18 protein-coding genes are annotated in these 20,882 nt (G+C 74.5%); 11 read left to right on the top strand and 7 right to left on the bottom strand.

Going from position 1 to position 20,882, the window contains the following annotated elements; all coding sequences use genetic code 11:
- Positions 1-307 precede the first annotated feature (307 nt).
- The 4 genes from ABFY03_RS25660 (at position 308) to ABFY03_RS25645 (ending at position 5,633) form a co-directional block, all read left to right on the top strand.
- Positions 308-1,102, top strand: a complete 795-nt coding sequence (locus ABFY03_RS25660; protein WP_386723593.1) for a hypothetical protein — start codon at positions 308-310, stop codon at positions 1,100-1,102.
- Positions 1,099-2,385, top strand: a complete 1,287-nt coding sequence (locus tag ABFY03_RS25655; protein ID WP_319009583.1) for a HAMP domain-containing sensor histidine kinase — start codon at positions 1,099-1,101, stop codon at positions 2,383-2,385. Before ABFY03_RS25660 ends, ABFY03_RS25655 begins: the two co-directional genes overlap by 4 nt.
- Positions 2,386-2,583: 198 nt before the next feature.
- Positions 2,584-3,984 (top strand): FtsW/RodA/SpoVE family cell cycle protein, encoded by a 1,401-nt coding sequence (locus tag ABFY03_RS25650; protein ID WP_319009584.1) that lies wholly within the window; start codon positions 2,584-2,586, stop codon positions 3,982-3,984.
- Positions 3,981-5,633, top strand: a complete 1,653-nt coding sequence (locus ABFY03_RS25645; protein ID WP_346170937.1) for a penicillin-binding transpeptidase domain-containing protein — start codon at positions 3,981-3,983, stop codon at positions 5,631-5,633. The genes ABFY03_RS25650 and ABFY03_RS25645 overlap by 4 nt, the downstream gene beginning before the upstream one ends.
- A 31-nt stretch (positions 5,634-5,664) precedes the next feature.
- Here ABFY03_RS25645 and ABFY03_RS25640 read toward each other — a convergent pair whose 3' ends face one another.
- Positions 5,665-6,783 carry a ferritin-like domain-containing protein gene (locus ABFY03_RS25640; protein ID WP_319009586.1) on the bottom strand — a complete coding sequence of 373 codons (1,119 nt, stop codon included), beginning with the start codon at positions 6,781-6,783 and terminating at the stop codon, positions 5,665-5,667.
- A gap of 170 nt (positions 6,784-6,953) precedes the next feature.
- Here ABFY03_RS25640 and ABFY03_RS25635 point away from each other — a divergent pair, with 170 nt between their 5' ends.
- The 4 genes from ABFY03_RS25635 to ABFY03_RS25620 all read left to right on the top strand — a co-directional run bounded on the left by ABFY03_RS25635 (position 6,954) and on the right by ABFY03_RS25620 (position 10,565).
- Positions 6,954-7,889 (top strand): AurF N-oxygenase family protein, encoded by a 936-nt coding sequence (locus tag ABFY03_RS25635; protein ID WP_319009587.1) that lies wholly within the window; start codon positions 6,954-6,956, stop codon positions 7,887-7,889.
- 138 nt (positions 7,890-8,027) lie between these two features.
- The gene (locus tag ABFY03_RS25630) at positions 8,028-8,750 is read left to right on the top strand and encodes a TetR/AcrR family transcriptional regulator (RefSeq protein ID WP_319009588.1); all 723 of its coding nucleotides are present in this window, start codon (positions 8,028-8,030) and stop codon (positions 8,748-8,750) included.
- Between the two features lie 37 nt (positions 8,751-8,787).
- Complete coding sequence (locus ABFY03_RS25625; RefSeq protein ID WP_319009589.1) at positions 8,788-9,117, top strand: hypothetical protein; 330 nt, start codon at positions 8,788-8,790, stop codon at positions 9,115-9,117.
- An 89-nt stretch (positions 9,118-9,206) separates the two neighbouring features.
- A complete protein-coding gene (locus ABFY03_RS25620) occupies positions 9,207-10,565 on the top strand; it encodes a C40 family peptidase (protein WP_346170936.1) in 1,359 nt (452 codons plus the stop codon).
- Here ABFY03_RS25620 and ABFY03_RS25615 read toward each other — a convergent pair.
- The 5 genes from ABFY03_RS25615 to ABFY03_RS25595 form a co-directional block, all read right to left on the bottom strand.
- Positions 10,538-11,773, bottom strand: a complete 1,236-nt coding sequence (locus ABFY03_RS25615; protein ID WP_319009591.1) for a styrene monooxygenase/indole monooxygenase family protein — start codon at positions 11,771-11,773, stop codon at positions 10,538-10,540. The genes ABFY03_RS25620 and ABFY03_RS25615 overlap by 28 nt on opposite strands.
- A 39-nt stretch (positions 11,774-11,812) precedes the next feature.
- The gene (locus ABFY03_RS25610) at positions 11,813-12,454 is read right to left on the bottom strand and encodes a GTP-binding protein (RefSeq protein ID WP_319009717.1); all 642 of its coding nucleotides are present in this window, start codon (positions 12,452-12,454) and stop codon (positions 11,813-11,815) included.
- 70 nt (positions 12,455-12,524) lie between these two features.
- Positions 12,525-12,938, bottom strand: a complete 414-nt coding sequence (locus ABFY03_RS25605) for a DUF742 domain-containing protein (protein WP_319009592.1) — start codon at positions 12,936-12,938, stop codon at positions 12,525-12,527.
- Positions 12,935-13,447: a roadblock/LC7 domain-containing protein gene (locus tag ABFY03_RS25600; RefSeq protein ID WP_346170935.1), complete on the bottom strand. Its 513-nt coding sequence runs from the start codon at positions 13,445-13,447 to the stop codon at positions 12,935-12,937. Before ABFY03_RS25600 ends, ABFY03_RS25605 begins: the two co-directional genes overlap by 4 nt.
- Complete coding sequence (locus tag ABFY03_RS25595; RefSeq protein ID WP_346170934.1) at positions 13,444-16,515, bottom strand: nitrate- and nitrite sensing domain-containing protein; 3,072 nt, start codon at positions 16,513-16,515, stop codon at positions 13,444-13,446. The genes ABFY03_RS25600 and ABFY03_RS25595 overlap by 4 nt, the downstream gene beginning before the upstream one ends.
- A 396-nt stretch (positions 16,516-16,911) precedes the next feature.
- Here ABFY03_RS25595 and ABFY03_RS25590 point away from each other — a divergent pair, with 396 nt between their 5' ends.
- Complete coding sequence (locus tag ABFY03_RS25590) at positions 16,912-17,694, top strand: hypothetical protein (protein WP_319009595.1); 783 nt, start codon at positions 16,912-16,914, stop codon at positions 17,692-17,694.
- Between the two features lie 12 nt (positions 17,695-17,706).
- Here the strand turns inward: ABFY03_RS25590 and ABFY03_RS25585 are convergent, their stop codons facing one another.
- A complete protein-coding gene (locus ABFY03_RS25585; protein ID WP_319009718.1) occupies positions 17,707-18,156 on the bottom strand; it encodes a MarR family winged helix-turn-helix transcriptional regulator in 450 nt (149 codons plus the stop codon).
- Between the two features lie 701 nt (positions 18,157-18,857).
- Here ABFY03_RS25585 and ABFY03_RS25580 point away from each other — a divergent pair.
- Both ABFY03_RS25580 and ABFY03_RS25575 read left to right on the top strand, forming a co-directional pair.
- A complete protein-coding gene (locus ABFY03_RS25580; RefSeq protein ID WP_346170933.1) occupies positions 18,858-19,691 on the top strand; it encodes a lysozyme in 834 nt (277 codons plus the stop codon).
- Positions 19,692-19,917: 226 nt separating this feature from the next.
- Positions 19,918-20,802, top strand: a complete 885-nt coding sequence (locus ABFY03_RS25575) for a lytic polysaccharide monooxygenase auxiliary activity family 9 protein (RefSeq protein WP_346170932.1) — start codon at positions 19,918-19,920, stop codon at positions 20,800-20,802.
- Positions 20,803-20,882: the final 80 nt, after the last annotated feature.

The raw sequence follows: 20,882 nt of genomic DNA, 5'->3' as shown, positions 1-20,882 counted from the left end.
CGGGACGGCGTGGCGTCTTCATGGAGACGCCCCGATGGACCGGCTTCTCGGCGAAGCCGATGAAGGGACCCGCCAGGGGGATGTGCGGCGACCCGGCCGGCGACCCGGTCGTCCGGGGCTGGGCCCGCCCGAGAGGTACGCGACAGCCGCCGGGGCCGGCTTCGCCGCAGTCGGCCGCGCGTCTTCCCGGCCGCCCACGTGCTGAGCCATTCCCGCCCCCGTTCGTTCGAATGACAATTCCGGCAATCAAACAATAGGGGATTCCGCATATCGTTCTTACCGATACCGGCCGATACGGAGGAGCAGCGTGAGACCCCTGACCGTCGGGCTCGCCGCGGCCCTCGCGCTGGGCGCGCTCCTGACCGGCTGCAACGGCGAGGGCGGCCTCAGGAGCGACGGTCCGGTCGAGACAGCGGTGGGGCCGGTGCGGCTCTGGCCGGAGCTGCCGCCCGCGTCGGACCCGCCCGTCGACTACGGGGAGACGGACACCGCCCGGGTCCCGGGCATCACCGTGCGCGGGGCCGACGTGCGGACCGTGGACGCGGTCGCGGTGGTCCGGGCCGAGGTGGCCGCCCACCCGGACACGTACAGCGGCGCCGACGGGGTCTACGAGGAGACCGCCCGGGCCATCCTCGCCTGCGACACCGAGCCGGCGGCCTGCCCGGTGCTCTCGCCGTACTACCGGGACCTCACGGGGAACGGCCGGGACGAGCTGATCGTCGGGATCCGGATGCCCGAGCAGCAGGTCGCCGTCCGGGTGTACCTCGCCGAGCGGGGCGGGCTCACCCGGGTGATGTCCACCGTCGAGCAGGTGATCAGCGTGGAGCTGGCCGGCCGGGACCTGATCGTCCGGGCCGCCTCGGCGGGCATCCCGGGGTACGAGTACCGCACCGCGTGGTCGTGGGACGAGCGGCAGCACAGCATGCTTCCGGCGCGCGACGAGATCGTGCCCGTACGGACGCCGTCGGCGGCCCCGCGCGGCGCCTCCCCGCGTCCGGAGCCGGCCCCCGGTCCGGAGCAGACCCCTGGCCCGGAGCAGACCCCCGGTCCGGAGCAGGCACCCCGCCCGCAGCAGGCACCCCGCCCGGAGCCGGCCCCGTGACCGCGCGCCGCGCCCGCCGGCCCCGGGCGCCCGCCTGGACGGCGACGCTCACCTGGAAGGCCGCGGTCTTCATCGCCGTGATGTGCTGCGCGCTGGCCGCGCTGCTCGGCACGCTGGTGCACGTCTCGGTGACCGAGCAGACCGAACGGGACGCGCGGGAGAAGGCGCTGGCCCGGCTGGTGGAGGTGACCCGGCTGTACGAGGCGGGCGAGCCGCTGCCGCCGTTCGCCGGGCTCGACCCGGACGGGCTGCCGGAGCCGCTGCGGCGGCTGACGGCGCGCGGCGAGCGCGGCACCATGGTCGCCGACCACGAGGGCCGGCCCACCATGTGGGCGGCGGGCCCGGCGGACGGGCACGCCCTCGCCGTCCGGGTCGACCACAGCCTCGGCGCGGGGACCCTCGACGCCCTGGACCGGTCGATCGTCGGCTCCTCGGTCCTCGCGATCGCGGCGACCCTGGCCGTCGGCGTCGCGGCCGTCACCCGGGTCACCCGGCGGCTGCACGCCACCGCGCAGGTGGCCCGCCGGATCACCGCGGGCGACCTGGACGCGCGCGTGGACGACCCCCGGACGAAGGACCCCCGGCGCCCGCAGGACGAGGTGGCGACGGTCTCCGGCGCGCTGGACACCATGGCGTCCTCGCTCCAGCGCAAGCTCCAGAGCGAGCAGCGGTTCACGGCGGACGTGGCCCATGAGCTGCGCACCCCGCTGACCGGGCTGTCGGCCGCCGCCGAACTGCTGCCGGAGGGGCGGCCGGCGGAGCTGGTGCGGGACCGGGTGCGGGCGATGCGGGGGCTGACCGAGGACCTCCTGGAGATCTCCCGCCTGGACGCCCGTACCGAGACGGTCGATCTCGCGGTGCACGACCTCGGGCCGCTGGTCGAGCGGGTGGTGCGCGCCTCGGGCACCGCCACGGAGGTGCGGATCGTCCGGGACGCGGAGGTCGAGACCGACCGGCGGCGCCTGGAGCGCGTCCTCGGCAACCTGGTCGCCAACGCGCACCGGCACGGCCGCCCGCCGGTGGTGGTGACCGTGGACGGGCCGGCGGTGGCCGTGCGGGACCACGGGCCGGGCTATCCGGAGTACCTCCTCGCCTCCGGCCCGCAGCGCTTCCGCACCGAGAGCGGCGCGAAGGGGCACGGTCTCGGGCTGACGATCGCGGTGGGGCAGGCGGCGGTGATCGGAGCGGAGCTGGCCTTCGCGAACGCCCCGGAGGGCGGCGCCGAGGCGCGGATCCGGCTGCCGGAGTACGTACGGCTCGCGGACGACGGCCCGGAGGGATGAACGGCCGGGCGGGACGAACGGCGGGGCGGATGCGCGGCCGGCAGAGACCCGCAGCCCGGAGGGGAGCGGCCGGGCGGGATGAACGGCCCGTGGCGAGGAACGGCCCGGAGGGATCGACACCCCGGAGGGATCGACAGCCTCACGGCACACCGTCACACAAAAGGGACATACGGCATACGGCTTGCTACGTTGCCGACCATGACCGCACCTCGGACCACGGACGCGCCTCCGGCCGCGCCGCCGCCCGGCGTCCGGGGCCCCAAGCGGCGCGGGGTGGAACTGGTGCTGCTCCTCGGCGCCGTCCTCATCTCCGTCTGCGGCTACGCCGAGGTGGGCTTCGCCCACGACGGGGCCGTGCCGCCGGACGCCGCCCGGTACGGGGCGGGGCTCGGGCTCCTCGCGCTGCTCGCGCACCTCGCCGTGCGGTTCCGGGCCCCGTACGCCGATCCGCTCCTGCTGCCGATCGCCCTGCTGCTCAACGGGCTCGGTCTGGTGCTGATCTACCGGCTGGACCTGGAGACCCCCCACGACCTGGCGGCCACCACCCAGCTGGTGTGGTCGACGCTCGGCGTCGCGCTCTTCATCGTGGTCGTCCTCGTGCTGCGCGACCACCGCGCCCTCCAGGGGTACGCGTACGTCTCCGTCGCCGCCGCGCTCGCCCTGATGATCCTGCCGATCTTCTTCCCGGCGGTGAACGGGGCCAGGATCTGGATCCGGATCGGCGGGCTCTCCTTCCAGCCGGGCGAGTTCGCGAAGATCCTGCTGGCGGTCTTCTTCGCCGCGTACCTCTCCGCCAACCTCAGCGCGCTCGCGTACGCCGGCCGCCGGATCTGGAAGTTCCAGTTCCCTACCTGGCGGGTGCTCGGGCCGATCGTGGCGATCTGGCTGCTCAGCGTCGGCGTGCTCGTCCTGGAGCGGGACCTCGGCACCTCGCTGCTCTTCTTCGGCCTCTTCGTGATCATGCTGTACGTGGCCACCGGGCGGACCGGCTGGATCGCGATCGGGCTGCTGCTGGCCGCCGCGGGGGCCTTCCTGATCGGCTCCGTCGAGCCGCACGTGCACGGCCGGGTGGAGGACTGGCTCGATCCGTACGCCTCCATCCGGGCAGGCCACGGGCCCGGGCAGCTCGCCCAGTCGCTCTTCGCCTTCGCCGCCGGCGGGATGCTCGGCACCGGCCTCGGCCTCGGCCACTCGGTCCTCATCGGCTTCGCCGCCAAGTCGGACTTCATCCTGGCGACGGCCGGCGAGGAGCTGGGGCTGGTCGGGCTCACCGCGCTCTTCCTGCTGTACGCGCTCTTCGTCGCGCGCGGCTACCGGGCCGGGCTGGCGCTGCGGGACCCCTTCGGGCGGCTGCTCGCGGTGGGGCTGGCGTCGATCGTGGCGCTCCAGGTCTTCGTGATCGCGGGCGGGGTGATGGGGCTGATCCCGCTGACCGGCATGGCGATGCCGTTCCTGGCGCAGGGCGGTTCGTCGGTGGTGACCAACTGGGTGATCGTGGCGCTGCTGATCCGGGTCAGCGACTCCGCGCGGGCCCCGCTGCCCGAGGCCGCCGAGACCGGCGAGACGGGCGAGCCGGCCCGGGTGGAGGCCGGCCGGTGATCCGGTACATCCGGCGGGCCGCCGCGCTCTGTCTGCTGCTGCTCGCCGCACTGCTGGTCAACGCGGTCCGGGTGATGCTGGTCGAGGCCGGCGAACTGGACGCGAATCCGGCCAACCGGCGGGGGTCTATCGCCCGTTGGGCCGAGCCGCGCGGCGAGATCGTCGTCGACGGGAAGCCGGTGACCGGCTCCCGGGACAGCGGCGAGCAGCTGCGCTGGGAGCGGACCTACCGCCGGGGTCCGCTGTACGCGCCGGTGACCGGCTACGCCTCCCAGACGTACGGCACCACGATGGTCGAGCACGCGGAGGACGGGATCCTCGCCGGCACCGACCCGATGCTGGCGCCGCTGCCGCTGTGGAACGACCTCACCCGGGGCCGCTCCCCCGGCGGCGACGTGGTGACGACGATCCGCGCGCCGATGCAGGAGGCCGCCTACCGGGGGCTCGACGGCAAGCGCGGCGCGGTCGTCGCGCTCGAACCGTCGAGCGGGCGGATCCTGGCGCTGGTCTCCTCCCCCTCGTACGAGCCGGGCGTGCTCTCCGGCACCGGCCCGGACGTGAAGGACGCCTGGACCCGGCTGACCACCTCGCCGAACCAGCCGATGCTCAACCGGGCGCTGCGGCAGACCTATCCGCCCGGCTCCACCTTCAAGATCGTGACCGCGGCGGCGGCGCTGGACGCGGGGGTGGTGCGGGACGTGGACGCGCCGACGGACACGCCGGACCCCTTCGTGCTGCCCGGCACCCGGCAGGTGCTGCCGAACTCGGCCCGGGGGTGCGAGGACGCCTCGCTCGCGTACGCCCTCCAGTGGTCCTGCAACACGGTGATGGCCGGGCTCGGCGTGGACGTGGGCCTGGCCGGGATGGTGGAGGCGGCGGAACGGTTCGGCTTCGACGACACGACGCTGCGGGTGCCGTCCTGGGTGGCGAAGTCCACCTTCGACCGCGACATGAGCCCTGACCAGCTGGCGCTGTCGTCGATCGGGCAGTTCAACACCACGGCGACCCCGCTGCAGATGGCGATGGTGGCGGCGGCGGTCGCCAACACCGGGGAGATCGCGCAGCCGTACCTGGTGGACCGGACGACGACCTCCGGCGGCGCGACCGTGGACCGCACCCCGCGCCGCACCCACCGGCAGGCGATGAGCCCGTCGACCGCGCTGCAGCTGCAGCGGCTGATGGTGAAGGCGGTGGACGAGGGGACGGGCGCGAACGCGGCGATCCCAGGGGCCCGGGTCGGCGGCAAGACGGGCACCGCGCAGCACGGCCTCGGCAACACGGGCACCCCGTACGCCTGGTTCATCGCCTGGGCGCAGGCGGAGGACTCGGGGCGGCCGGCGGTGGCGGTGGCGGTGGTCGTGGAGGACGCGGAGGCGTCCCGCACGGACATCAGCGGCGGCGGCAGCGCGGCGCCGATCGCCCGCGACGTGATGCGGGAGGCCCTGCGCCTGGAGGCGGAGTCCCGCGCGTCCGGCACGCCGGGCGCCCGAGGAACCCGCGGGACCGACCCCCCGCCCCGGCCGCACGGGCCCCCGGGCACCCGCCCGGCCCCTCGCCCGGCCGACCCGCCGGCCACCCGGCCGAGGACCATCCCGCCGTCTCCCCCGCCCCGCCCGCGCGGAGCGCCGGGAACGGCCGGCACGCCCTGATCCCGGCACCGGCCGGCGCGCCGGTGGCGCGCTACCCCTCCGCCGCGCCGGCCTCGATCGCCCGCTCCACCTCGGCGACCCGTTCCCGCTCCTCCGCCGCGAAGCGTTCCGCGTCCAGGTGGTCCGCGATCTCCTCGTCCTGGGTCATCAGGAGGTCGAGGTTGGAGTCGCCGAGGTCGAAGACGCCCATGTCGAGGTAGGCCCTCTGGAGGCGTTCGCCCCAGAGGCCGATGTCCTTGACGCAGGGCACGATCCGGCTGAACAGCAGCTTCCGGAAGAGGTGCAGGAACTCGCTCTGCTCGCTGAACTCCTCCGCCTCCTTGCGTCCGACGCCGAAGTTCTCCAGGACCTCGACCCCGCGGAGCCGGTCGCGCATCAGGTAGCAGCCCTCGATGACGAACTCCTCGCGCTCGCGCAGTTCGGCGTCGGTGAGCTGCCGGTAGTGGTCGCGCAGGGCCATCCGGCCGAAGGCCACGTGCCGGGCCTCGTCCTGCATGACGTACGCGAGGATCTGCTTCGGCAGCGGCTTGTCGGTGGTGTCGCGGATCATGCCGAAGGCGGCGAGGGCCAGGCCCTCGATGAGCACCTGCATGCCGAGGTAGGGCATGTCCCAGCGGGAGTCGCGGAGGGTGTCGTCGAGGAGGCTCTGGAGGTCGTCGTTGATCGGGTACAGCATCCCGATCTTCTCGTGCAGGAAACGGCCGTAGATCTCGGCGTGCCGGGCCTCGTCCATGGTCTGGGTGGCGGAGTAGAACTTGGCGTCGAGGTCGGGCGCGGACTCGACGATCCGGGCGGCGCAGACCATGGCGCCCTGCTCGCCGTGGAGGAACTGGCTGAAGTTCCAGGAGGCGTAGTGGCGGCGCAGCTCGCCCTTGTCCTTCTCGGTGAGCTTGGCCCAGTGCCGGGTGCCGTACAGGGCGAGCGCTTCGTCGGGGGTGCCGAGCGGGTCGTACGGGTCGACCTCCAGCGCCCAGTCGATGCGGCGGGCGCCGTCCCACTGCTTGTCCTTGCCCTTCTGGTACAGCGCGAGGAGCCGGTCACGGCCGGCGTCGGCCATGTCGTACTCCCAGGAGAAGCGGGCCTCTCCGGTGGCCGGGATCTCCCGGCCGGGTCCGGACGGGGGGTTCACGTAGAGCTCGTGCGTCGACATCGACCACTCCTTCCGGCCTGACGGCTTGTCAGCCGCTGCCAGCAGGCTCACACGTTGCTGGACGAAGCGTCAACAAGTCGCGCGGGAGGGATTGACGGGCTTGCTGACGGGCAGTCTGATAGCGAGTGACCGACGGTAACCCGACCCGCCGCCCCCGAGGTGCCTCCGCCATGAGTCCCTTCACCGAACCCGACCTCACCCTGCTGCGGGACGCGCTGGGGCCGCTCCGCGACCGTGAGCGGCTCGCCGAACGGCTTCTGGAGTCCTCCCGCAAGCACTCCCACGACCCCGACGCCGAACTCGACTGGGACGCGCCCTTCGAGGACGGGAAGTGGTACTGGCCGCCGGAGCTGGTCTCGCTCTACGGGACCCCGCTGTGGCACCGGATGTCCGAGGAGCAGCGGATCGCCCTCTCCCGCCACGAGGCCGCCTCGCTCGCCTCGCTGGGCATCTGGTTCGAGATCATCCTGATGCAGCTGCTCGTCCGGCACATCTACGACAAGTCGCTGACCAGCCATCACGTGGGGTACGCCCTCACCGAGATCGCCGACGAGTGCCGCCACTCCATGATGTTCGCCCGGCTGATCCGCAAGAGCGGGACCGGCGAGTACCCGGTGCCGCGGGTCTACCACAACCTCGCCCGCGTCCTGAAGACCGTCTCCACCACCCCCGGTTCCTTCGCCGCCACCCTGCTCGGCGAGGAGATCCTCGACTGGATGCAGCGGCTGACCTTCCCTGACGAGCGGGTCCAGCCGCTGGTGCGCGGGGTCACCCGGATCCACGTGGTCGAGGAGGCCCGGCACGTGCGGTACGCCCGCGAGGAGCTGCGCCGCCAGATGGTGACGGCCCCGCGCTGGGAGCGCGAGTTCACCCGGCTCAGCTGCGGCGAGGCCGCCCGGGTCTTCTCCACCTGCTTCGTCAACCCGGCGGTGTACGACGCGGTGGGCCTGGACCGGCGGCAGGCGGTCGCCCAGGTGCGGGCGAGCGGGCACCGGCGGGAGGTCATGCAGACCGGCGCCCGGCGCCTGACGGACTTCCTCGACGACATCGGCGTCCTGCGCGGCCCGGGCCGCCGTCTGTGGCGCTCCTCGGGACTGCTGGCCTGACCGACGACGACCGGGGCGGGTTCCGGCCAGGGCTCCGGAGCGACGCGGGTGCGGGTTCCGGACTGGCGCCGGGTGCGGGTTCCGGACTGGTTTCGGGCAGGGGTCCGGAGGGGGTGGTACCGGGGTTACGCTGCGGGCATGACGAGCGCCGCCTCTCCCGCGTACCGCCGGCTCAGCGTCGAGGAGCGGCGCGGCCAGCTCCTGGAGGCCGCGCTCGGGCTGTTCGCGCACCGGGCCCCCGAGGACGTGTCGCTCGACGACGTCGCCGAGGCCGCCGGGGTCTCCCGGCCGCTGGTCTACCGCTACTTCCCCGGCGGCAAGCAGCAGCTGTACGAGGCCGCCCTGCGCTCCTCGGCCGAGGCCCTGAACCGCTGCTTCGCCGAGCCGGCGGAGGGCCCGCCCACCGAGCGGCTCGGCCGGGTCCTCGACCGCTATCTGGCCTTCGTGGACGGCCACGACGCCGGTTTCAGCGCGCTGCTGCGCGGCGGGAGCGTCGTGGAGACCGCCCACACCGCCGCGATCGTGGACGAGGTGCGGCGGGCCGCGGCCGGGCAGATCTTCGTGCACCTGGGCGTGGAGCGGCCGGGCGGGCGGCTCGGGATGCTGGTCCGCACCTGGATCGCGGCCGTGGAGGCGGCCTCCCTCCTCTGGCTCGGCGACGGCAAGCGGCCGGACGCCGGCGAGCTGCGCGACTGGCTGGTCGACCACCTCGTCGCGCTCCTCGCCGCGAGCTCCGCGCGCGACCCGGAGACCGCGGAGGTCGTCCGGCGGCTGCTCGCCCAGGAGACCCCCGACGGTCCGGTCGCCGACCTCGCCCGCCGTCTGGTGCCGCTCGCCGGCGAGGCGGGGCACCTGCTCTGACCGCCCGTGCCGGGCGCGGCCGGGAGAGACTGGTGGGGTGAGAAGCGAGAACACCCCCTTCCGCGGCGGCCCGCTCGACGGGCGGGTGCTGCCCATCCTGCTCGGCGCGACCGGCCACCCGCCGAAGTGGTACGAGGTGCCGGTGCCGGCCCACGACGGCCGGCCGCCCGTGCTGTACACGTACCGGCGCGAGCCCGCGGGCCACACCAAGCGGCTCGGCCTCCAGCGCGGCTGGGTCTACGAGTACGCCCCCGAGGGCCGTGAGCGGCGCGAGCTGAAGTGGCCGTGGTCCAAGCCGAGCCCCCGGCCCGCCACGCCCGACGAGAGCGACGAGAGCGGAGCCTCCGGCGGAGGGCCGAACGGGTGAGCCGGGAAGGCGCGCCCCACTTCGTACGGTAATCGGATGAATTGACGCGCCATGATGCCTCCGGAGCCCGCTCTGGAGGTGGTGGTGACGTGTCGCGAAGGCTGCTGCGCACGGTCTGTACGGGAGCGCTGGCCGCGCTGACGGCCCTGGCCGGCACGGCGGCGGCCGTGCCCGTACCGCCCGACCCCCCGGCGGACCCGCCCGCCGGGTCGGCGCCCGTGGCCTGGGCCGATCCGGCGGCGGAACCGGTCGGCCCGGTGGACCCGGACGCGGACACCGGTCCGGCCGAAGTGCCCGCTCCCGCCGCCGCGACCCCTCCCACGGCGGAGACCGACGACGCCGCCGCGCTCGCGCCCTCCGGAGGGGGCTCCGTGGCGACGCTGCTCACCCGGCTCCGCACCCTCTACCGGCGGGCCGAGGAGGCCACGGAGCGGTACAACGCCGCCGAGGAGGCGCTGCGGCTGCAGAACGCCGACACCCGGCGGGTCACCGCCGACCTGGAGAGCGCCCGCAGCGCGCTCGCGCGGGGCCGGGCCGAGGCGGGGCGGCTGGCCCGCGAGCAGTACCAGGGCCGGGGGGCCGGGTACGCCTCCCCGCTGCGGCTGCTCTTCGCCCCGGACCCCCAGTCGGCGCTCGACGCCCGGCATCTGATGGACCGCACGGCCCGCGACCGGGCCTCCGCCGTGCCCCGGCTCCAGGCCGCCGAGCGCCGGGCCGCCGCGCTGGCCGCCGCCTCCCGCACCGCGCTCGGCCGGCAGAAGACGCTCGCCGACCGGCAGCGGACCCGGCGGGACGAGGTGCGGCGGAAGCTCGCCGAGGTCGAGGGGCTGCTCGCCTCGCTCTCCGCCGAGCAGCTGGCGCGCCTGACCGAGCTGGAACGGGCCGAGACGGCCGGCGCCCAGCGCGAACTCCTCGACTCCGGCGTCCTCGACCCCACCCTCACCCCGTCCCGGGCGGGCGCGGAGGCGCTGGCCTTCGCGGTCGGCGAGCTCGGCAAACCGTACGAGTGGGGCGCCGAGGGCCCGGACAGCTACGACTGCTCGGGCCTGACGCAGCGGGCGTGGGCGGCGGCCGGCCGGGAGATCCCGCGCACCAGCCAGGAGCAGTGGGCGCGGCTGCCCCGGGTGGCGCTGGGCGAGCTGCGCCCCGGGGACCTGGTGGTGTACTTCCCGGGCGCCACGCACGTGGCCCTCTACCTGGGCGAGGGCCTGGTCGTGCAGGCTCCGCGGCCGGGCGGCCGGGTGAAGGTCTCCCCCGTCGCGGCGAACCCGCTGCTCGGGGCCGTACGGCCCGATCCCGGCGGCACGGCCCTGCCGTCGTACACCCCGCCGGTCCTCCCGGAGGGCGCCCGGGAGGGCTCGGACGAGGGGTACGACCGGGGGGCGGACGGGGAGTCCGACGGAGGGTCCGAGGGCGGCGGTCAGGCTCCGGCGACCGACGCCAGGTAGGCGGACGCCTTCTCCGGGTCGAAGAAGAAGTCCTCGAAGTCGGCCGGGTCGTCGAAGCCGTTGGCGAAGCGGTCGGCGACCGGCTGGAGCTGTCCGGCCGCGCCGAGCAGGTTCAGGACGTGCTCCGGCGGCGGCGCCAGCATGGCGTTGGTCCACTTGGTGACCGGCTCGGCGGTCTTCCAGTAGCGGTCGAACGCGGACCGCATCCACTCCTCGTCGAAGGGCCGGTCGCCGTGCTCGACGATGGCCGCGAGGTAGGCGGCGGCGCACTTGGACGCCGAGTTGGAGCCCTGGCCGGTGATCGGGTCGTTGGCGACGACGACGTCGGCGACGCCGAGGACCAGGCCGCCGCCGGGGAGCCGGCCGATCGGGTTGCGGACGGTCGGCGCGTACCGGCCGGCGAGGGTGCCGCCGGCGTCGGTGAGCTCGACCCGGGTCGCGCGCGCGTACTCCCAGGGCAGGAACTTCTCCATCAGCTCCAGCGTCAGCGCCAGGTGCTCGGAGGGGTCCTTGACGCCCTGGAAGGCGTCGACGGGGCCGCCGGGAATGCCCTCCCAGAAGAGGATGTCGGCGCGGCCGCCGAGGGTGAGCGTCGGCATCACGAAGAGCTCGCCGACGCCCGGCACGATGTTGCAGCGGACCGCGTCGAAGTCGGGGTGCTCGGGGCGGGGGCCGAGGCCGTGGACGTACGCGACGGCGAGCGCGCGCTGCGGTTCGGCGTACGGGGAGCGGGCGGCGTCGCGGCCGAACATGGAGACCAGCTCGCCCTTGCCGGCGGCGACGAGCACCAGGTCGTAGCGGCCCGCGAAGTAGTCGAGGTCGCCGACGGCCGCGCCGTGGATGACGAGCTGTCCGCCGCGCTGGACGAAGGTCTCCATCCAGCCGGCCATCTTCACGCGCTGGTCGACGGACTGGGCGTAGCCGTCGAGCTTGCCGACCCAGTCGATCAGCCGGGCGGACTCGGGGCCGGCGACGGAGACGCCGAGGCCCTCGATCCTCGGGGCCTGGGACTCCCAGAAGTTCAGGCCGAGGTCGCGCTCGTGCCCGAGCGCGGTGTCGAACATGCACTGGGTGGACATGACGCGGCCGGAGCGGATCTCGTCCGCGGTCCGGTTCGACATCAGGGTGACCTCGTAGCCGTGGGACTGGAGGCCGAGGGCGAGCTGGAGACCGGACTGTCCGGCGCCGACTATGAGTATCTTCCGCATGGGTGGAGCTCCTGGCGAGAACGGGGACGGTGGGGGCGGCTACTCGGGCGTCGCGGAGAGCGCGTGCTCGACCATGGCGAGCAGGGTCTCGACGACGCTGTAGCGCTTGCGCGCGTCCATGATCACCACAGGGACCTCGGGGGTGATCGTCAGGGCCTCCCTGACGTCCTCCGGCTCGAACCGCTCGGTGCCCTCGAAGTGGTTGACGGCGACGACGTACGGCAGGCCGCAGCTCTCGAAGTAGTCGAGCGCCGGGAAGCAGTCCGTGAGGCGGCGGGTGTCGGCGAGCACGATCGCCCCGATCGCGCCGCGCACGAGGTCGTCCCACATGAACCAGAAGCGCTGCTGGCCCGGGGTGCCGAAGACGTACAGCACCAGGTCGTTGTCGAGCGTGATCCGGCCGAAGTCCATCGCCACGGTGGTGGTGAGCTTGTCCGGGGTGGCGGTGAGGTCGTCGGTCTCCTCGCTCGCCCGGGTCATCAGCGCCTCGGTCTGGAGCGGGGTGATCTCCGAGACCGCGCGGACGAAGGTGGTCTTGCCGACGCCGAAGCCGCCCGCGACCACGATCTTCGTCGCGATCGGGGCGCGGGAGTGGTCGAGCTGCCAGTCCTGGGCGCCGTCCTCGGGATCGGGTTCCTCGGGGTCGGATTCCCCGGTGACCGGCCCGGGCTGGGCGGGGATGGCGGCGGGGGGGACGGTCGCCGCCGGGGAGGCGGCGGGGGTGTCGACGGCGGTGTCGACGGCGGTGGCGTCAGAGACGACGGAGTCCACTCAGCACCCTTTCGAGGAGCGCGCGGTCGGGCTGGCCGGTGCCGTGACCGGTCCCGTACACACGGATCTTTCCCTGGTCGGCCAGGTCGCTGAGCAGCACCCGGACGACACCCAACGGCATCTTGAGGAGGGCCGAGATCTCCGCCACGGTCCGCATCCGGCGGCAGATCTCGACGATGGCCCGCATCTCGGGCATCAGCCCGCGCGGGCCGGGGCCGCCGTCCGTGAGGACCTTGCGGGCGATCGGCGCCTCCAGGGCGGCGACGAAGGTCTCGACGAGCAGCACGTGCCCGAAGCGGGTGCGGCCGCCGGTCAGCGAGTACGGGCGCACGCGCGCGGGGCGCCGTCCTTCGCCCCGCGTCGGCAGCCGGTGGGCGGCGGTCAGCGAGCTCACCGGTAGGTCTCCATCGACTTGCGCAGCTCGCTGCGGACTTCGGGGGTGAGGACGTGTCCGGCCCGGCCCACGAAGAGCGCCATGTGGTACGCGACGACGCTCATGTCGCAGTCGGGGGTGGCGTGCACGCCGAGCAGCGATCCGTCGCTGATCGACATGACGAAGACGCTGCCCTCCTCCATGGCGACCATGGTCTGCTTCACACCGCCGCCGTCCATGAGCCGCGCGGCGCCGACGGTGAGGCTGCCGATGCCGGAGACGATGGTGGCCAGGTCGGCGCTGGAGCCGCGCGGGCCCCGGGGGCGGGCGGGCCCGTCGGCGGCCGGGTCCGGGCGCTCGTCGGGGTCGGAGGAGAGCAGCAGGAGCCCGTCGGAGGAGACGACGGCGACCGAGCGGACGCCGGGCACCTCCTCCACCAGGTTGCCCAGCAGCCATTGCAGGTTGCGGGCCTCCGTGCTCAGTCCGTACGTGCTCGTGGTGCTCGTGGTGCTCGTTCCCGTGGCGGTCAACTGCGTGCCTCCTCGACTGTGTCCCCCGTCATCTCCTCTGTGCGCGCGGTGCTTCCTGCTGCTATCTCCGCCTCGACGTCGCGGCGCCCTGCGACGGCGCCGCGGTGGAAGCCGCCCAGACGGCGGCGGAGCGCCTCGGCGTCCACCGCGCCCTGGCGGGGAGCGGTGGGCCCGGCGGGGGCGCGGACCACCTGCGGGGTGCGCTTGGGCAGGCCCTTGTCGGTCACGCGCTCCCACTGCGCGGGCCGCGGTCCGGGCACCTGCGGGTCGTCGACGGGCCCGGCCTGCTCCGGCACGGGCGCGACCGGCGGCTCGGCGGCCCGCTCGTGGCGGTCCGGCTCGGGCGGCGGGTCGGGGAGCCGCACCTGGAGCGTCGTCTCGGAGACGGACTCCACGGGCTGCGGCTCGGCGGCCGGTACGTGCTGCGGCTCGGTGGTCGTGACGGGCTGCGGCTCGTACGGCTCAGGGGCGGGCGCCTCGGGGCCGGCCTCGTACGCGGGCGCGGTCTCGGCCTCGTACACCGGCTCGGGCTCGGGCTCCGCCTCGTACACCGGCTCGGGCTCCGGCTCCGCCTCGTACACCGGCTCGGGCTCCGGCTCGTACGGCGGCGCGGGCTCCGGCTCGTACGGCGGCGCGGGCTCCGGCTCGTACGGCGGCGCGGGCTCCGTGGTGGTGGCCGGCTCGGACTCCGCCTCGCGGAAGGCGCGTTCCGCCGCGTCCACGAGCGGGTCGCGGCTGCGGGACGGAAGCGCGTTGGAGTTGGCCTCGGCCTCCGAGCCGGGGAGGTGGAGCACGGGTACGGCGCCGGTGCCCGCGATCCGTACCGGCTCGGGAACGGCGGCCTGCGGCGCGGTCGGCAGCAGCGGCAGCGGCAGCACCACGACGGCGGCGGTGCCGCCCGGCTTCTGCTCCCGCAGCTCGACGCCGACGCCGTGGCGGGCGGCGAGCAGGGCGACGACGCGCATGCCGAGGCCCTCGCCGTCGAACGCCTCCGGATCGGCGGCGGCGAGGCGGGCGTTGAGGTCGGCGCGCCGGTGCTCGGGGATCCCTATGCCGGAGTCCTGGACCGAAAGCATCACCTCGCCGGTCTCCAGGAGCCAGCCGGAGAGCTGGACCTCGGCGTCCGGCGGGGAAAACGCGGTGGCGTTCTCCAGGAGTTCGGCGACGAGGTGGCTGAGGTCGTCGGCGGCGAAGCCGGCGAGCTGCGCGTGCGGGGGCAGCGACTGGATGGTGACCCGCTCGTACCGCTCGATCTCGCTGACGGCGGCGCGCAGCACGTCGACCAGCGGGACGGGGCCGGTGTGGCCGTGGACGTGCTCGTGACCGGCGAGGACCAGCAGGTTCTCGCTGTGGCGGCGCATGACGGTCGCCATGTGGTCGAGCTTGAAGAGGGTGGCGAGGCGGTCCGGGTCCTGCTCGCGCTCCTCCAGCTTCTCGATGACCCCGAGCTGCCGGTCGACCAGGCCGAGGCTGCGCAGCGAGAGGTTGACGAAGGTGTGCTGGACGGTGCCGCGGAGCCGTTCGAGGTCGGCGGTGAGCACGGCGATCCGGCCCTGGAGCTCGGCGCGCTGGGCGGCGAGTTCGGCCTGGGCGGCCTCCTCGGCGGCGACCAGGCCGGCCCGCTCGCCGGTGAGCCGGCCGGTGTGGGCGGCGAGGGCGGCGAGCTGTCCGTGGAGGGTGTTGAGGGAGCGGACGACCTGGGCGAACTCGTCGTTGCGGCCGGTGAAGCGGACGGCTTCCTCGGTGGCCGGGTCCGGTGCGGCGGCGAGCCGGGCGGCGCCGAGGCGGAGCACGGCGAGCGGCCGGGTGAGGCTGCGGGCGACGTAGGTGGAGACGCCGACGGCGAGCAGCAGGCAGCCGCCGAGGAAGGCGAGGCGCAGTTCGAGGGCGGTGACGTCGTCGTCGCGCAGGGCGGTGAGCCGTTCGACCCGCTTGGCGGCGAGGGCGGACTCGACGCCGCGCATCTGCTCGATGCGGGCGGAGAGCGCCGCGTCGAGGCCGGACGGGGAGGTCCGGGTCTCGCCCTCGGAGAGGGTGGGCTGGTCGGTGAGCCGGCCGAGGGCCTGTTCGGCGGTCTTGACCTCGGGTCCGGCGACGGTCGCGGCGAGGGAGTCGCGGGCGGCGGGGCCGGCGGACCGGTCGAAGTCGCCGAGGGCGGCGAGTTCGCGGACGCGGGCCTGCTGGGCGGCGGCGCTCAGCTGGTCGCGGGCGCGCTCGGCCTCTTCCTTGCCCTCGGGCTCGTCGGCGACGTAGGTGCCGGTGGTGGCGTCGTAGTGGAGGTCGCCGCTGGGCTCGGGCTGCGGGACGGCGAGCGCGGCGAGGAGGAGACCGCGGGTGGCGGACGCCTGCTCGACGGCGCGGCCGAGGTCGGCGGGGGCGCGGCCGGTGCCGGTGAGGCCGGGGTCGGTGGCGCGCGGCGGGGTCCGCTCGGCGAGCTCGTCGGCGAGGTCCTGCAGCTTGGCGATGACGTCGCTGTACGCCTTGTGGGCCTCCAGGGCCGTGCCCTTGCCGGTGACGGCGGTGCGGCGGACGGAGGTGATGCCGGCGAGTTCGCGGCGGAGCGCGTCGGGGGCGGCGGAGCGGATCTCGTCGATCTGGCGGTCGACCCGGGTGGACTTGGCGGGGGTGAGGGTCCGCCGGTCCTTCTTCGGGCCGGTCTGCTCGTCGCGGCCGGCCGCCACGAAGGCGACGACCTCGTCACGCTCGTCGGCGAGGGAGTGGGCGAGGGTGACGGCCTGCCGGTCGAGCTCGGCGAGGGTCACCAGGCGCCGGGACTCGTTCAGTTCGGTGGAGGCGGTGAGGACGGCGGGGGCGCCGGCGCCGAGGACGATGACGCCGACGAGGGCGACACCGGCGACGAGGCGGTTGCGGACGCGCTTGGTACGACCGCCGGGGGTCGGCGCGGGCGCACCGCCGGCGGGTACGCCGGCTGCGGGCGTGCCGACGGCGGGTACGCCGGTGCCCGCTCCGGTGCCGACTCCGGCTCCGGCGGACGGCGTGCTTCCCGTGTTCGACGGGGTGCCCGGGGTCGGCGGCTCACCGGGGGTCTGGCTCCGCGCGCCGTTCATGCTCCGAGGCCGCTTCTTCTGCACCGGTGCTCGCATTCTTGACTCGTCCGCCCACACAGCAGAGGTGACGGCCGGTCACGAGGTTCCGCCCCCCACCCTGGTACGGCTTCCGACCATTCCAGCGCTTCTCGACAGGGGACGGGCATCGGCCGCTCCGCCACCCGAACGAGTGAACAACACTCCTGAGTTGGCGAACAACTTCCGGTGACCGCCGCCAGTGGCATGTGCGGGGCCTCGGCTGGATCTTCGGGGCGGGCTTTGGCAGGATGCCCGCCCGCAGCTCGCCGGAGCTGACGGTTCCGCCGTCCGGACGGGCCACCGCTGGTTGGTACAGGCCATTTTCGGCCCTTTGCAGGTGTTGTGAAGACCGTGCGCGAGCCGGGCACACTGGACATCATGCGCAGCGAAGTCGCCACCCTCCCCGGCAGCCGCGAACGCCCCAACGAGGACTGGGCCGCCGCAGCTCTGCCCGCCTCGGGCGACGGCGGGACGCTGGTCCTCCTGGACGGGGTGACCCCTCCCCGGGGTGATGACGGATGTGTGCACACGGTGCCGTGGTTCACCGCGCGGCTCGGCGGCGCTTTGACCGAACTGTCCGCTTCCCGCGCCGATCTGACGCTGTCCGAGATCCTGTCCCTGGCAATCCGGCGCACCGCGGAGCTCCACGCGGACAGCTGTGACCTTTCTCACGTGCGCACGCCTCAGGCGACGGTGGTGCTCGCGCGGTGGGACACGGAGGCGGTGGACCACCTCGTCCTGTCCGACTCGGTGCTGCTGCTCCAGGCGCCGGACGGCTCGGCCCGGGCGGTGCGGGACGACCGGCTGGACCGGATCCCGCGCGAGGTGCTCCGCTCGCACGAGGCGACGGACCGGCTGCGGAACCGGGAGGGCGGCTTCTTCACGGCGGCCGCGGACCCGTCGGTGGCGGAGCGGGCGGTGACCGGTACGACCCCGCTGGCGGAGGTCCGGGCGCTGGCGGCGCTCACGGACGGGGCCAGCCGCTGGGTGGAGCTGTTCGGGGCGGGCGACTGGACGGAGTGCGCCCGGGTCCTGGCGAAGGAGGGCCCGTCGGGACTGCTCCAGCGGGTACGGGCGCTGGAGACGGCGGACGCGGTGGCGGGCGGGGCCCGCCGCCGGAAGACCCACGACGACGCGACGGGCGTGTACGTGGCGTTCTGACGCGGGTTCGGTTCAGCCTTCCGAGCGCTGGTTGAACTGCTGCAGCAGCCGGGCCAGTTCGGCGACCTCGGCGCGGTCCCAGTCGGCGAGCTTGCGGACGTACCGGCCGCGGCGGGCGTCGCGGACGTGCCGGAAGCGGTCGCGGCCCTCGTCGGTGAGCCGGACCAGGGAGGCCCGCCCGTCGGCGGGGTCGGGGTCACGGGCGACCAGACCGAGCTGTTCGAGGGCGCGCAGCTGGCGGCTCATGGTCGCCTTGCCGACGCCGAAGTAGGCGGAGAGCTCGGTGGCGCGCTGCGGCCCGGCGTCGTCGAGCCGCACGAAGAGCCCGTACGCGGACGACTCCAGCTCCGGATGAACCTCCCGCGCCATCTCGCCGGACTGCGCACGCGCCCGGCGCAGGAACACGGCGAGCTCCCGCTCCAGCGCGAGAAACTCCCGCTCGGCAGGCCCCCCTTCGGGCACCGCCCCACCGACGGCCGCCGCGCCACGGCCGTCACCGCGCCCGGCCGACGCACGACCGCCGACCGCCCCGTCGGCGGCGCCGCCGACGGACTCGCCGCCGGGGACGGTGCCACCGGCGACCGGTCCGGCGGCACCGGCCCCTTCGGCTGCCGGCCCGGCGGTGACGCCGCCGCCGGAGGACTCGCCGGCGGTGACAGTGCCGCCGGAGGTCGACCCGGCAGTCACGGCGCCGTCGGCGGGCTCCCCGTCACTGTCGCTGCCGCCGGCGGTGACGGCCCGCCCCTCGGCGGACCTCCCGCCCGTGAGGGCGCCATCGGCCGCCCCGGCGGCCTCCCTGGCCGCGGCGGGCTCGTCGGCGTGAGGGCCTCCGGGCGACCCGCCGGCCGGGGGGTGCGCAGGGGCGCCGTCCATGCCGGGACCGCCCGCACGCGCGGCGGGGGCGCCGGGGGTTTCCCGGGGCGTGGCGCCGTCTTCACCGGCCGTACCGCCTGTGCGCACGCCGCACCTCCCACGCGTGTTTCGTCGGCTGAAAGTTTCCCGCTGCCGCGGGCATCGCCGCAGCTCCTTCAGTATTTCGCAGGAGTAGACCAACGGCGGAACCCAGGCCCTCTTCCACCCCGGCTGTCTACGTGCGTAGAGTCGCCGACGAGCACGTGACTGACATGTCCACACCACCCCCACGACCCCTCGGGAGTCACGCCATGCGTGTGCGCAGATCCGTCTCCACCACCCTGCTCGCCGGCCTCGCGGCCACCGCCCTCGTCCTGCCCCTCGCCGGCCAGGCCGGCGCCGCCGACCCCCAGGCCCGCGCCGCCGCCCCCGCGCGCGGCACCGCCCACATGGGCATGGGCGTCCTCAAGCACGACGGCCGGGGCGCCACCGAGTCCGGCGGCGTCTCCACCCTCGCCACCTGGACGGAGGGCGTCGACGTCTCCAGCCACCAGGGCAACGTCGCCTGGTCCACCCTCTGGAACAGCGGCGTGAAGTGGGCCTACGTCAAGGCGACGGAGGGCACGTACTACAAGAACACCTACTTCACGCAGCAGTACAACGGCTCGTACAACGTCGGCATGATCCGGGGCACGTACCACTTCGCCACCCCGGACACCACGACCGGCACCGCCCAGGCCGACTACTTCGTCAACAACGGCGGCGGCTGGTCCCGGGACGGCAAGACCCTCCCCGGCGTCCTCGACATCGAGTGGAACCCGTACGGCGCCACCTGCTACGGCAAGACCCAGTCGGGGATGGTCACCTGGATCCGCGACTTCCTCAACCGGTACAAGGCCCGCACCGGCCGCGACGCCGTCATCTACACCGCGACCAGCTGGTGGAAGCAGTGCACCGGCAACTACTCCGGCTTCGCCTCGACCAACCCGCTGTGGATCGCGCGGTACGCCTCCGAGGTCGGCGAACTCCCGGCCGGCTGGCCGTACTACACGATGTGGCAGTACACCTCGTCCGGCCCGACGGTCGGCGACCACAACCACTTCAACGGTGACCTCTCACGGGTCCAGGCGCTCGCGAACGGCTGACGCGCGCGCAGCGCGCGCGAAGAACACGGCACACGGCGGTTCCGGGGCTGCGGCGGCTTCCCCGGGGCCGCCGTTCCGCGCGCTCAGGGGCTTTTTCCGCCCACACCCTTGCCCATTGGTATGGACCAATGCGAGTCTCTATCCCGGTCGCCCGGGTTTCAACTTCCGTGCGCCCCGCGCGCGTTGCTCGTTCCGTACTCCCCCACGCACGAGAGAGAGCCCCCGCATGCCGTCCACCCGCCGCACCGCCGCCGGCGTCGCCGCCCTGTCCGCCGCCGCCGCACTCGTCGGCCTCACCCCCACCACCGCCGCCGCCCACGGAGCCGTCTTCAACCCCGTGAGCCGGGTCGCCGCCTGCTACGCCGAGGGACCCGAGAGCCCCGACTCGCAGGTGTGCAAGGACCTCGTCGCCGACTCCGGCACCCAGCCGCTCTACGACTGGAACGAGGTCAACATCGCCAACGCCGACGGCAACCACCGGGCCCTCATCCCCGACGGCAAGCTCTGCTCGGCCAACCGCGAGAAGTACCGGGCCCTCGACTGGGCGCGGACCGACTGGCCCGCCACCGCCGTCAGCGCCGGCGCCTTCGGCTTCAGGATCCGCGCCACCGCCGCCCACTCCGGCCGGATGACCATGTACGTCACCAAGGCGGGCTTCGACCCGACGCAGCCGCTCAAGTGGTCCGACCTCGACTCCACCCCGGTCGCCGTGTACGACACCACCCGCACCGCCACCGACGGCTACTACTCCTTCACCGGCAACCTGCCCGCCCGCACCGGCCGCCACATCGTCTACATGGTCTGGCAGCGCAATGACAGCCCCGAGGCGTTCTACAGCTGCTCGGACGTCACCTTCGGCGCGGCCGCCGCCTCCGCCACCGCGCTGAAGGCCGAGGCGCCGACCGAGGCCGAACTGGCCGCCGGCGCCGAGCTGTCCACCGTGAGCCACGCGGGCCACGGCGGCGACGAGCAGCCGCCGGCGCTCTCCGCCGAGGCCGCCGCCGCCCCCGACTCCCCGCTGCCGCTCGCCCTGGCCGGCGCGGGCGCGCTCGCCGTCTTCGGCGCGGGCAGCCTGCTCCTGGGCCGCCGCCGCGACTCTTCCGCCTCCTAGGCGGACTCCCCCGCCTGGCCCCCCGGAGTCCACCTCCGGGGGGCGTTTTCGCGCCATCTGTGCGAGGACGGGTGGAAGAC

Origin of the sequence: Streptomyces roseofulvus (assembly GCF_039534915.1) — a bacterium.
GTDB lineage: Bacteria > Actinomycetota > Actinomycetes > Streptomycetales > Streptomycetaceae > Streptomyces > Streptomyces roseofulvus.
The sequence above is the reverse complement of the archived record's forward strand: the minus strand, read 5'-3'. Positions and strand labels throughout refer to the sequence as shown.